General features: G+C 63.5%; 10 protein-coding genes. 4 read left to right on the top strand and 6 right to left on the bottom strand.

Translation table 11 applies throughout. The annotated features are described in order from the left end of the window. Position 1: 1 nt before the first annotated feature. Positions 2–1858, bottom strand: a complete 1857-nt coding sequence (locus D3250_RS08385) for an AMP-dependent synthetase/ligase (protein ID WP_225973229.1) — start codon at positions 1856–1858, stop codon at positions 2–4. Between the two features lie 75 nt (positions 1859–1933). Next, a complete protein-coding gene (gene rsmI / locus D3250_RS08380) occupies positions 1934–2833 on the bottom strand; it encodes a 16S rRNA (cytidine(1402)-2'-O)-methyltransferase (protein WP_225973228.1) in 900 nt (299 codons plus the stop codon). Between the two features lie 57 nt (positions 2834–2890). Between rsmI and D3250_RS08375 the strand changes: the two genes are divergently transcribed. Genes D3250_RS08375 through D3250_RS08365 form a run of 3 tightly spaced genes read left to right on the top strand, consistent with a single transcriptional unit; the run spans position 2891 to position 5556 of the window. Next, the gene (locus D3250_RS08375) at positions 2891–4540 is read left to right on the top strand and encodes a dolichyl-phosphate-mannose--protein mannosyltransferase (protein WP_225973227.1); all 1650 of its coding nucleotides are present in this window, start codon (positions 2891–2893) and stop codon (positions 4538–4540) included. 1 nt (position 4541) lies between these two features. Beyond that, the gene (locus tag D3250_RS08370) at positions 4542–5174 is read left to right on the top strand and encodes a 5-formyltetrahydrofolate cyclo-ligase (RefSeq protein ID WP_158583111.1); all 633 of its coding nucleotides are present in this window, start codon (positions 4542–4544) and stop codon (positions 5172–5174) included. 55 nt (positions 5175–5229) lie between these two features. Continuing rightward, entirely contained in the window at positions 5230–5556 is a 327-nt protein-coding gene (locus D3250_RS08365; RefSeq protein ID WP_119902874.1) for an FmdB family zinc ribbon protein, read from the top strand. A gap of 18 nt (positions 5557–5574) precedes the next feature. Here D3250_RS08365 and D3250_RS08360 read toward each other — a convergent pair whose 3' ends face one another. The 4 genes from D3250_RS08360 to guaA all read right to left on the bottom strand — a co-directional run bounded on the left by D3250_RS08360 (position 5575) and on the right by guaA (position 12334). Beyond that, the gene (locus D3250_RS08360; protein ID WP_158583110.1) at positions 5575–6192 is read right to left on the bottom strand and encodes an RcpC/CpaB family pilus assembly protein; all 618 of its coding nucleotides are present in this window, start codon (positions 6190–6192) and stop codon (positions 5575–5577) included. A 333-nt stretch (positions 6193–6525) separates the two neighbouring features. Then, positions 6526–6738, bottom strand: coding sequence for a hypothetical protein (locus tag D3250_RS08355; protein WP_119902872.1), 213 nt, complete (start codon positions 6736–6738; stop codon positions 6526–6528). Then, positions 6735–10739: a DUF4011 domain-containing protein gene (locus D3250_RS08350; RefSeq protein WP_119902871.1), complete on the bottom strand. Its 4005-nt coding sequence runs from the start codon at positions 10737–10739 to the stop codon at positions 6735–6737. The genes D3250_RS08355 and D3250_RS08350 overlap by 4 nt, the downstream gene beginning before the upstream one ends. 44 nt (positions 10740–10783) lie before the next feature. Further along, positions 10784–12334: a glutamine-hydrolyzing GMP synthase gene (guaA, locus tag D3250_RS08345; protein ID WP_119903064.1), complete on the bottom strand. Its 1551-nt coding sequence runs from the start codon at positions 12332–12334 to the stop codon at positions 10784–10786. Between the two features lie 159 nt (positions 12335–12493). Between guaA and D3250_RS08340 the strand changes: the two genes are divergently transcribed. Then, complete coding sequence (locus tag D3250_RS08340; protein WP_225973226.1) at positions 12494–12949, top strand: cytochrome b5 domain-containing protein; 456 nt, start codon at positions 12494–12496, stop codon at positions 12947–12949. Positions 12950–12977: the final 28 nt, after the last annotated feature.

The raw sequence follows: 12977 nt of genomic DNA, 5'->3' as shown, positions 1-12977 counted from the left end.
GCTACGCAGCATAGATCTCATCCACCTCATCGGCAAAGTCCTCGATCGCCTTGGTGCGGATGAGCTTCATCGAGGGCGTCAGGTGCCCCGAGCCCACCGTGAGCTCAGCGTCCACAATCCGGAAGGTACGGACCGACTCCGCCCGGGAGACGTGCTCATTCGCCCCCTCCACAGCATGCTGCACTGCAGCATGCAGCGCTGTGGAGGCAGCGTCGTCGGCGAGCGCCTGCGTCACGGTAAGCTCCCCGAACCCTTCCTGCGCCGCCCACAGGAGAACTGCTTCCGGATCTAGGAAGACAAGCGCCGCCACAAAGGCTCGGCCGTCACCGACAGCCACCGTGTGGGCCACCAGAGGGTGAGAACGCACCGCCTCTTCCAGCGGTGTGGGGCTGACGTTCTTGCCCCCCGCGGTCACAATAAGCTCCTTCTTCCGTCCCGTGACAGATAGGAACCCGTCAGCGTCCAGCGATCCCAGATCCCCGCTGCGGAAGAAGCCATCCTCGTCGAAGGCCGCCTGGGTCTCTTCGGGCCTGCCGTGGTATCCGTCGAAGATGACCGGACCTTTGAGCAGAATCTCACCGTCTTCAGCGATCTTCACTGAATTGCCCGGCACTGGAAGTCCTACAGTGCCGATGCGGGTCGCTCCGGGGATGTTGAGCGTGATCGGTGCAGTTGATTCGGTGAGACCGTACCCCTCTTGAACAGGAAGGCCTGCCCCGGAGAAGAAATGTGCGATCTCCGGACTCAGTGGGGAGGCGCCGGAGACGATGTGTGTCACCTCGCCACCGAGCTTCGCACGCAGCTTGGAGTACACCAGTCGGGAGAACAGTGCATGTTTGGCCCGCAGCCCCCACGAAGGTCCGGAACCTGCACCCGCTGCGGCAGACTCCTGAGCCTGCGAATATCCGATCGCGGTCTTGCGCGCTTCCTCGAAGATGGCACCCCGTCCCTCATGCCTGGCCTTGGCCGCTGCTGAGTGGTAGACCTTCTCCAGCACCCGCGGGACCACTAGGAGCCAGGTGGGACGGAATGTGTGCAAGTCCTCTAACAGTGTCCTGGTGTCAGCGGTGTGAGCGACCTGGATACCGCGGTGGAGGCAGATCAGCTGCACCGCGCGGGCCAGCACGTGAGCCAGCGGAAGGAACAACAGCGTGCGGGACTCGGCCTCCCCGAGGATGTCAGAGGCGAACGGCACGATGTTGGCCGCTCCCTCGACCAAGTTACGGTGAGTGATCGCCACACCCTTGGGCTTCCCCGTGGTGCCTGAGGTGTAGACCAAGGTGGCAACGTCGTCGGCGCGAGCTGTGGTTCGCGCGGACTCAAGCTGGGTGGTGGTGACGGTAGTCGAGTTCGCCGCGATCTCGTCCAGATCTGCGCCCGACGCTATGGAGTAGATCTCTAAGCTGGACTTCTTCCCACCGACCATATTGGCCCCAGCCTGCACAGTGCTGCGCAGATCCTCACTGCCGATGAGCACGAGGTGGGCTTCAGAGTTGGCCAACAGGTGGGCGATTTGGTGGGCTGAACTAGTCTCATAGATCGGCACTGAGATGCCCCCGGCAAACCAAATGGCTTGGTCCACCACCGCCCAGGAGTAGCTGGTGGCGGCCATCACGGCCACTTTGTCTCCGGGCTGGACACCCAGACCGATCAGGCCCTTGGCAACCTTCCGAACCTGCGCCAAGAAGCTGGTGATGGTCACATCGAGCCATCCACCGGCTCCGTTGCTGATCGCGTAGACGGGGCGTCCTGGCTCCGCCTCGCCCAGTGCCAGGACTCCATGGGTGACGTTGACGTGGTCTTCGACCCTGGTGATCGGCTCTGTGGTGGTTTCACGAATGGGCTGAGCAGTAGTCACCGCGCCAGTCTAACCACCCGTTCCTGAGCAAACCCGGTGATCAGCCGCTCCACAGCTGAACGTGCGACGGTCAGCTCAACCGCTTGTACTCCTGAGCTCGTTCGCCGCGTCGTAGAGTTCGCTGGCGTTCATCCTGTGCTCCCGTGCGACCTCTTTTGCGGCCTCCTTCAGCCGTTCTCCGCCCGCGGCGCGCCGGACGACGGCGCGGGCGGCCTCCTGGAGCGTCACGGTGTTCTGGGCGCCGGTGTCACTTGGTGCGGCCCCGTCGAGAACCACTACGATCTCGCCTCTAACGCCCCGTCCCTTGTGGCGTTCGGCGAGGAGATCAGCCAGTTCGCTGAGTTCTCCGCGCAGGACCTCCTCATACTTCTTGGTCAGTTCACGGGCGACCGCGGCCCGTCGGCCACCTCCGAGGGCCTCGGCGAATTCGGCCACGGTGGAAGCGACCCGGTGGGGAGATTCGAACAGAACCGTCGTCCATTCCTCACGACGCAGCCGCTGGAGCAGCGCTCGCCGCTCCGACTGCCTGCGCGGGACGAACCCGGCGAATGTGAACCGGTCGGTGGCAAGACCCGACAGAGCAAGCGCAGTGGGGACTGCAGAGGCCCCTGGCGCTGCTGTGACGGGTACCTCGGCCTCGATGGCTGCTCTCACAAGTCGCCGTCCAGGGTCGGACACAGCTGGCATGCCCGCGTCGGAGACCACCAGCACGCGGGACCCTTCACGTGCCAGACTGATCAGTTCTGCAGAGCGCGCAGCCTCATTATGTTCATGCAGACTCACGAACCGGGCCCCGGTCCGCTCCCCCAACGCGTTGATCAGATGGCGAGTGCTGCGGGTGTCTTCGCAGGCGATCACTTCGGCGCTGCGAATCAACATGCGCAATCGCTGGGTGGTGTCTGCCAGGTTGCCAATAGGAGTGGCAGCAAGCACCACCGGTGCATCCCACAGCCATTCCTCTGAGAGGTCCAGCACCTTGATCGTCTCCTTCGGTCCACCAAATCGTGTCCTGTGCCAAGTAGCATATCCAGGGTGAACCGCGCTTCCTCCCCCACCGAGCGCCGATCCCCCACTGGCCCGCGCAGTGCGCAGCTGTACTACGAAGCCAAACTCGGCGCCGAGCGGTTCGTTCCGGGTCTCTGGGGCTGGGTCGTTCCACTGACCATCTTCACCTGTGCCCTTGGGCTGCGGCTCTACGGTCTCAACAATCCGCACGCACTGATCTTCGACGAGACGTACTATGCCAAGGACGCGTACGCCCTGCTGCTGGCCGGTTACGAGCTGGAATGGCCCAGCGGCGCCGATGATGATTGGCTCGCCGGCGACCCACAGCCTACACACGAGGGGGCATATGTGGTGCACCCGCCCCTGGGAAAGTGGCTGATTGCTCTGGGGATCATCCCATTCGGTGTGGAGGAAGCGATGGGGTGGAGGTTCTCCTCCGCCGTCGCCGGAGCGCTGGGAGCGCTGCTGATCGCACTCATCGCTCAGCGCATGTTCCGCTCGGTCATTCTCGGCGGCGTCGCTGGGTCACTCACCGCTGTGGAGGGCCACCACCTGGTGATGTCCCGGGTAGCGCTGCTGGATATCTTTCTCATGCTTTTCGTGCTCGCAGCCTTCGGGGCGTTGCTGGCCGACCGGTACAGCGGACGTCGACGCCTGGCCGAGTGGGCAGCCCAGACCCCTGCAGAGTCTCAGCAATGGGCGCATGGGCCCGCGCTGATGTGGCGACCATGGCGCTTGGCCGCCGGGGTGCTGCTGGGCTGTGCGATCGCAGTGAAGCTCTCCGCCCTGTCCTTTGTGCTGGTGTTCGGAATAATGGTGGTGCTGTGGGACTTGCAGGCCCGTCGCGCGCTGGGTGTCCGCAGGTGGGTGCGGTCAGGACTGCTCTATGACGCCCTCCCGGCGATGGTGACGGTGCTGCCTGTAGCGGCCGTCACGTACCTGGCCTCCTGGACCGGATGGCTGGTCAGCGAGGACGGCTGGGGACGCCAAGCATACGACCCAACGCCTACCGGCCTGGCGGGAATCGTCCCCAGCGCCGTGCGGGCCCTGTGGAACTACCACTCCTCCGCCGCCGACTTCCACACCGGCCTGGAGTCAGGACACGAATACGCCTCTCATCCGCTGACTTGGCTGTTCATGGGCCGTCCTGTCTCAATGCACTACCAGGGTTTGGGTCAGGGAGAGGAGTACGCGCACACGGGCTCAGTGTGCCCGGCGGAGTCCTGCTCCTCAGCTATCGTTGACTTAGCGAACCCGATGATCTGGTGGGCAGGCACCATCGGGCTGGCTGTGGTCCTGGGGCTATGGTTGGGCCGCCGGGACTGGCGGTACGGTGCCATTCTTTCCGGCGTTCTTGCCGGGGGCGCGGTGTGGCTGCTGTTTCCTGACAGGACCATGTTCTTCTTCTACACGATCAGCTACCATCCCTTCATCATCCTCGCCGTCGTTGTGCTGGGTTCCTTGGTTTTGCGGGCGGGGACCGGACCGGTGAGCCGGGAGGGGACCACGCGGCACGCTTCCGGCATTGTCTCCGCACAGCAGCGCAACACGGTCATTGTGCTGTGCTTTGTGCTGTTGGCAGTGGCCGTGTCGATATTCTTCTGGCCGGTTTGGACCGCGGAGCTGCTGCCATATGAGCAGTGGCGACTGCGGATGTGGGTGCAATCATGGATTTGATATGAGCGTCCACACGAAACCCGAAGTTCGACGTAGAGTCCGGGCCGCCCGGGCTGCGCTTTCTGCTGCGGAACTGGCTGACCGCGGAGAAGCAATGGCTGAATCATTAGAGCGTCACATTCACCCAGCAACCGTGGTGGCCGGTTACGTGCCGATGCAGGGGGAACCGAATGTGCTGCCGTTCCTCAAGCGGCATACGCTCCGGAGCGGACCGGTGTACCTGCCCGTCATACCCCCCACCGGCCACATCCTTGGCTGGGCCCCGTGGCATCCGCAGTCCCCCATGCGCCGCCATCCGAAACTGCCGATCTACGAACCCGCGCACGGCTCTCCACTGCCCTCTGGGGTGCTGGTGGATCATGCCTCAACATCGCAGTGTCCCACTTCACTTGTGCTTCTGGTTCCGACACTGGCTTTGGACACCGCTGGCGCTCGTCTGGGGCAGGGGGGCGGATACTATGACGCAACCACCGCGAAGTTGTTCGAAATTCTGCAGGAGCACCCGAAGGTCAGCTGTGAGCTCATCGCTGTGGTGCATTTCGGTGAGCTGATGGAGCCAGGGTCGTTTCCTGTCGAGAGCCACGACCTGCGTGCAGCCCGAGCGGTGACAGAATACGGCGTAATCGACCTTTAGGCCCTATAATTGGCACTCGAACCTACAGAGTGCCAAACCTTCAAGGACCGCTGTCATGCCTACCTACGCTTATGCGTGCAAAGAATGCCACTACGCCTTTGACGCTGTGCAGTCCTTCTCCGAGAACTCGCTGACTGAGTGCCCCCAATGCACGGGTCAGCTGCGCAAGAAGTTCGGCAATGTCGGCGTTACCTTCAAGGGATCAGGCTTCTACCGGACTGATTCGCGCAAGACTGCCTCCAGCAGCAGCTCTTCGGCAGAAGGCACGTCCTCCGCGAGCAGCAGCGAGGGTTCTAGTTCGGAAAAATCGGCTTCCCCCAGCAGCAGTTCGGCCGACTCGGGCAGCTCATCTGCAAAGGCGCCAGCAGCCTCTTCCAGCTGAACCGAGGCCTCGCTGTGCTCAGTCAGCTCCCCCGACCATGGTCAGGTGAAGTCGTCCTGAGCTGGTTGCCTCGGCAAGCTGAGCTGCTGTCGGAGCATCAACAGCCAGGACCACCACATCTTGGGAGTCGCTGGTGGCGCCCAGCCAGTTTTCAGACTCGTCCTGCGGGATCCATATCACCGGCGCAGCCTCCGCGATTCGGCGAGACTCCCCTGCTGCTTCAGGAGTCTCTGGGGAAGCCAGCACGTCCACCCGCTGCCCCGGAGACAGCAGACCGATGAGGGCGGTATCGGCGGGCCGGACTGGGACTGCGACGGTGTCAGGTGAGTGACCTGTCAGCAGCCCCGGACCCACCAGCTGAGTGTGGTGGACCACCGCTCCTGCCGGCAGCGCCACGGCCGATGTCTGGCCGAGCATCTCCTGGAGCTCTGCTTCGTAGTTGGACGGAACAGCAGCTGCATCAACCTCTGTCTGCTCCAGCGAAGTGGCGTGCAGCACCTCTCCTGCGACCACGTCATGGGTCACTCTCACCACATTGACCTGCTCGACTCCCGAATGCTCCCCGGCCAGGAGGGCAGCGGCGCCAGCGCAGAGCGCCAGCATGAGGGCCACCACGACGCGGAACCGTCGAACCAAACGCAGAACTCCCCCGCGGTGCAGCCTCCGCCGAACCTTTGGGGGTTTGTTCGCCGTGGAATTTAGCGCCCGCTGCCGCCTCCGCTCAGCTCTGGGCCTCGCCGGCAGGAACGGGACAGACTTCACGCTTCCAGAGCTTGGGTCTACGGACAGATTCGAGGTCGGCGGGGGCCTGCGGCGCCCTCTCCGCGGTGCCGGGAGCAGGAGCTTTTCGCTTCTCATACCGCCCATACTGCAAGAGGGGTTGCTGGAGGTCCTTGCTGATCGGATCGCTGTGGCGCACTCGGAGTGGCGGGCAGGGCGGCTCGCGCTGTGTGGAGAACGCTGAGTGGTTCAGTGACCCCAGTGCGGGGGCTTCTGAGATCTCAACCACTTCGCTCGCTGCTCCGTCCCATCCTCCGCTTGGGTCCGCTCACTGCTCAACGGGTCATAGGCCTCGGATTCGGTCTCCTCGGACTGACCGGAGGTTCCGGGTGCGGTGACTCGCCGGTTCTTCCGGCCACCGGTCTCCTTCGGGGCCTCCGAAGTGCTCTTACGACTGTTCATGACGAACGTCTGCGCTCCTGAGGCGAGGGCCACAGCTTATTGCGCCGGTGCGAATCTTCATCCTCGGCATCGGCAGCGCCGCCGAATCGCACCGGGCCTGTGGCGTGGGAGAGCACACCGCGGCCGTATTGGGCGAATTCGGGGCCGGAACCGAGTCCCACCTTCTGCGCTACCATTTCGGTGGTCGATCCTGGATCGCTGAAGACTTCGATCGTCCACAGCACCATATAGTGCCATCCCAGGTCAGCGAAGCGTTCCGGGCGCAGGCGCGAACGCTCACGCACCGACAGTTCGGCGTAACGCTGCGTGCCGTCAGAGACCATGGCCACGGGAGTGACCGGGCTTTCCGGTGCAATCCGGCGTGGGCAGGCGGCCAGATCCAGCGTGCCTCTGAAGCCATCTTCGACTCGTCCTCCACGTGCCCGGATCCGGTCCACCAGGTCAAGCACCAGCGGGTCTTCCAGCTCCGCAGAACCCGAAGGATTTGACAGGCCGGCGGTGCCGAGCTGCAACAGGTCGTGGACAAGGGTCCCGCCCGGGTCAAGCATGCTCCGATCCAGGTCCTCAGGTCCGATAGAACTGACAACAGTCAGGCCCCCGCGAGCCCGAGTGACGGCCTGCGTGAAATACTCCTGGCCGCGAGGGCCGGAAAGCTCACCGAATTCGTGCGCGGGTTGGCCCTTCACACTCCGGCCAAACCCGATGGAGAGGATGACATCGTCTCGGACGATCCCGTGAGCCCGCTCCACCGGGGCTACCACAAACTTCTCCCCAGTCCCTACACCTGCGGCACCAGCACCGGAACCGCCAGGAACCCCGGCTGCACCGTGTTCGAAGAATGGGGCTGCCCACGGATGGTTGGCAAGGTGCAGCCGAATGGCATCGGCGACTCGCTTGGCGTGCCACTCGGACCCGGTGACCACAGCCAACGAGCGGTTCCGGTGAGCGCGTACGTGCTCAAAGACGAGGTCCACTACCCGGTTGACCTCCGCCGTCGGAGACTCCACCGGTTCTCGAGCCCCGGTCCCCTGAACCTTTTCTACCCGCAGGCGCCTGCCCTGTCCGGTCAGTTGGGATGCGTCGGGAAGCCGCACGAGCGTGCCATCGTAGCGTGCCTCCGCAAGCAGCTGTGTCAGCTCCTGGTCCACGCCACGGTGGACGTGGCGAAGTGAATACTCGGGCAGGATGCGAGCCAGCTCAGCGTAGCTGGACTCAGGTACCTGGGACTCGGCTTCGCGCGCAATCGGGTCTGCCGAAACGATCATTGGCTTTGGCGCCCCGCTTGCAGGATCACCGAATGCCACCACTTGCCGGGCCCGGGAGATCGCGCCCAACGCCGCAGGAACAGCAAGGGTCTCTGCGTCGAGGAGAACGACGGCGTCGAAACGTGGCTCGTTTCCGGCCGCTGGGAAGTGTGCTGCCAACCCCAACGGTGACGTGGCCCATATGGGAACCAACGGTTGACTCAGTTCGACGTCAATGGACTCCATGTCAGCCACGGTGGGTTCGGCTTCGCGCAGCAGGCTTCGCAGGTGGCCCGCAGCCTCGGGGTGCGACTCCACCGCAGATTTCCACTTCACCGCCAGAGTGTGGTTCAGACGCTGCGCCCCGGAGGCGATATGGGCGGAGTCGGCCGCGCGGAATTCGGACTCGATAGTGCGCAGATTCTCCCCGGAGGTCATGGCGAGGTACTCATCCCCGGAAATCATCGCTTCCAGAGCTGACTGCCACCAAGCAAGCTCCAACTCATCGGCCACCTGGGTGGCTGGAACCTCGCGCTCAGCGAGATCCGCCAACAAATCATCAAATCCCTGCTCGCGAAGCTGTTCCGCCAACAGGGTGCGTTCAGGCAGGGTCTGCAGCGAACGCTCGTCCTCGGCCAACGCTTGCGCGGTGGCGAAGAGAGTGTCCACGGGGACGTCGAACAGCGTCGCCCCTTGGTCGTCCATAGGGACCAGCACGGAGACGAGTTTCTCCAGCCTGGTCTGAACCTGGCCCACTCGATCAACTAAGGCATCCAAATTCTTGGGCACCTGTGGCAGTGAAGTCTCTCCCCGCTGGTTGTCCGATGCCCAAGTGGCCCACTCTTCCCGCTCAGACTGAACATCCACCAGCGACCCGTGCAGGTCATTGATGGACACGCCAGGACGAATGTACTCCTTGGCCACGCGGCGCAACCGCGAACGGGCCATAGAGCTCATCTCAACATTGTTCTGCCGACGCCACCACCCTGGGGCCGTGGCAGCGATCAGGTCGTCGACGTCGCGGGCGTAAATGTCACTGCTGAAGCGTCCCAGCGACTCCTGCACACGCTGGAAAAGGAGAACCTGTGAATGCCACTCTGCGAAATTCTCACCGGGTGTGACCTTCGCAGATCGGCACGCCACCTCGATCTTTTCCCAGAGGTCGGGCAGTTCGGCGTGCAACTGATTCACCAGGACTTGGGCGTCCAGTGTCTCCTGCCGGTTGGAGAGCTTGGCTCCGAACCAGGGGCTGTTGCGCATCTCAGCGGAGAACTCTCCCAGCTCCGCGATCCGCTTGAGCTTCACTGCGATGGCAGATCGGTCCACGGTGTTGTCCAAGACTGAGCGCTTCAGCCGCACACCCGTGCTGGGGGCCGGGCTCAGGCTGATCAGCGCAGCGAGGGCCTGCATGGCCTGATACGGTGAGCAGCGCCACCGTTGACGAACCTTGTGGAGACTGGTCACGTGGTCTCGCAGTTCGTGCCGACGCTGAGCGAGTCGGCGGTGCAGTTCCCCGAGTCGAGGCGGCTCTGCCCGCTCGGCGCGCTTGATGGCCCGGACTATTTGGGCTTTGATCTCCTGGGGCGACGACGACGCGCTCACATTGACTGCCAACGTGCCAGCCTTGGCTGCCGAGAGTCGCTCACTGAACTCGGTCAGCGTGTCTGAGCGCTCAGCGACCACAAGGATACGCTTACCGGACCATGCCAGACCGGCTACTGCGTTGACGGCGGTCTGCGTCTGACCGGTACCCGGCGGCGTCGATATCACGGTTGATACTCCGGAGACAACAGCGTCGAGGGCTCGCTGCTGGTCCTGATCAGCATCACAAACCAGTCGTTCGGCACCTGGGGAGCGTTCGTCGACCGACTCGAGTCCTGCGGCCACAGCGATCGCCTCGTCCTGGTTCAACCGCTCACCCTCTGCGAGATGCTTCAGTAAGGGATGCTCCAAGTTCAGGGCGGCGGGGTTCCCCAGATCTGCCAGGTCGGCGAAGGTCGAGATGTAGAGCTGCTTCCACACTTGGAGACTCTCCAAGGGCGCCTCCGAGGCGGACCCTGCGGCGGCCGCGACCACTTTGGACAATAGGTCGGCGGTACGTGCTGGATCGAACCGGGCGGTGACGTAACCGGCCTGGTGGAATACCTGCGGATCTAGGGCCACGTTGTGGACCTGCTCAAGGTGACGACGCAGCGCAGGGTTGAGACCAGCCGGTGCCGAAAACTGCAGTTCGTAGTCCGTGGCCCCGGTGTGGGTCTCACTCCTGCTGCGCAGACTGATCGGAACGAGCATCACCGGTGCGGTGAACGACTCAACACCTGCAGCGGTGGCCTCCGTCCAAGATGCGATGCCCGCCGCGAGGTATCCGACCTCGATCCCGCGCTCTTCGGAGAGCTCCCGGACCTTACTGCGGATATTTGCGGCCGCTTTGAGGCCAGGCTCTAGAACGCCAGGGTCATTGAGCAGGGTCGAGAGGCGGGTGCGGCGGCCCCCGAAAAGCTGCATCAACCCGGAGGCATTGGCTTCTGTCAGGTCCACGGCGTTGTGCTGGCTTGGAGTGAAGCGCAGCATAGTGTCGTTCTCCGTCCCGGTGCCCTGGGATTCGATCCAGGTAAGAATCGGAGCGGTCTGGTGGGTGTTTTCCTCCGCGGCTGATTCCAGCGGTTTCGCAGCAGGAGTCGACGCCACTTCGTCGTCGTGCTCGAAATCCTCGTGGATAGGAGACTCCGCGGAAGAGGCTGACGTATTCTCTGGCACCGGTTCCCTCCACAACACTTACAGGTCTGGAACGCAGATTACCGTTACTCCCACTCGATCGTCCCTGGCGGTTTCGAGGTCACATCGAGGGTTACCCGATTGACCTCTTCGACTTCATTGGTGATGCGGTTTGAGATGGTGGCCAGCAGATCGTAGGGCAGCCGTGACCAGTCAGCTGTCATCGCATCTTCAGAGCTGACTGGTCGCAGCACGATCGGGTGCCCGTAGGTGCGCCCGTCGCCCTGCACGCCCACACTTCGCACATCGGCCAGCAGCACCACCGGCATCTGCCACACTTCGGCGTCCAGACCAGATGTGGTGAGCTCCTCACGGGCGATTGCATCGGCCGCGCGCAGCACCTCCAAGTTGCGCTCGGTCACCTCGCCGATGATGCGGATGCCCAGTCCGGGACCGGGGAACGGATGGCGCTGGACGATCTCTGGTGGAAGACCCAGTTCGGCCCCGACGGCACGCACCTCGTCTTTGAATAGGGCCCGGAGCGGCTCCACCAGTTGGAATTCCAGGTCTTCGGGAAGCCCTCCCACATTGTGATGGGACTTAATGTTGGCCGCTCCTTCGCCGCCGCCGGATTCGACAACGTCGGGGTAGAGCGTGCCCTGGACCAGGAATTCGACCGAAGCGCCCTCCGCCTGCGCCTCCTCCAGGATATTGCGCTCAGCTTCTTCGAAAGCGCGAATGAATTCGCGCCCAATGATCTTTCGCTTCTCCTCCGGGTCGGTCACCCCAGCCAGCGCCAACAGGAACCGCTTCTTCTCATCAGCCACATGCAGCTTGGCTCCCGTGGCTGCAACGAAGTCGCGCTCCACTTGGTCGGCCTCACCCTCACGCATCAGGCCGTGGTCAACGAACACGCAGGTCAGCTGATCGCCGATAGCCTTCTGCACTAGCGCCGCAGCTACCGCGGAGTCGACACCTCCGGAGAGTCCGCAGATGGCCTGAGCGTCTCCGACCTGCGCTCGGATGGCGGCAACCTGTTCCTCGACAATGCTTCCGGTGGTCCATTCGGGGGTCAGCCCCGCTCCGCCGTAGAGGAAGTTCTCGATGACCCGCTGACCTTGGGGTGAGTGCTTGACCTCGGGATGCCACTGGACGCCGTAGAGCTGGCGCTCCTCGTCGGCGAAGCAGGCCACGGGTGCGGCCTCAGAAACTGCCAGGACCTCGAACCCTTCCGGGGCGGCGGTCACTGCATCGCCGTGGCTCATCCAGGTGGTCTGGACTCGATCGGTCCCGTCCAGCAGTCCGTGCGGGGCAGTAGTAGACCGGACTTCGGTCTTGCCGTATTCACGCTGACCCGTCCGGGTCACCTCTCCACCCAAGGCGTGCGCCATAGCTTGAAACCCGTAGCAGATGCCCAGAACCGGGACGCCGGCTTCGAACAGGTCCCGCTCCACTGCAGGGGCGCCCTCAGCGTATACACTCGACGGACCGCCGGAAAGAATCACCGCTGCGGGTCGGCGGCCCAGAATTTCGGCTGCGGAGAGGGTGTGCGGGACGACCTCCGAGTAGACCCGTGCCTCACGAACCCGCCGGGCGATCAGTTGCGCATACTGAGCGCCGTAGTCGACCACCAGCACGGTCTGGGCGGTGTGGTCCGGGCGTTCTGCTGCAGGGGTATCAGAAGTCACCTGACTATCTTAGTCGGTGCGCACCTGCCCGGGAGGTGCTGACCCCAGCAATCCCCGCAGTTATACCATCGGTAGGAACAGACGCATTTCTTGAAGGAGCGCTCGCGCATGCACATTATGTTTACCCAGCGGACCTGGAACCAGGCGCTCCTGGCCTCGCTGGCCGTCGCAGGCCTTCTCCTCACCACCGCCTGCGGAAACGATGATGCTCCCGAAGAGGCCACCGAGAGCCCGGAGAATGAGCAGACTGCAGAGGACGCCAGCCCCGATTCAAACAGCGATGATGCGGCGACAGAGCCTGAGAGACAAGAGGCGGACTCCGAAAGCGATGTCTTCAGCATGGAAGAAGTAGCTGAGAACGACACTCAAGAATCGTGCTGGGCAGTGATGGACAACACCGTCTACGACCTCACGGGTTGGATCGACCAACATCCAGGCGGCCCCGGACGCATCGAACAACTGTGCGGAACCGACGCAACTGATGCCTTCGACAGGCAGCACGGTGGCCAGGAGAGACCTGAAGGTGAGCTCTCCGAGTTTGAGATCGGCAGCCTCGAGGAATGAGCGCCGGTTGTCTCACCATAGGGAACCG

Origin of the sequence: Nesterenkonia natronophila, assembly GCF_003595215.1 — a bacterium.
In the GTDB taxonomy this organism is placed as follows: Bacteria; Actinomycetota; Actinomycetes; order Actinomycetales; family Micrococcaceae; genus Nesterenkonia; species Nesterenkonia natronophila.
This window is presented reverse-complemented; position numbering and strand designations above follow the sequence as displayed.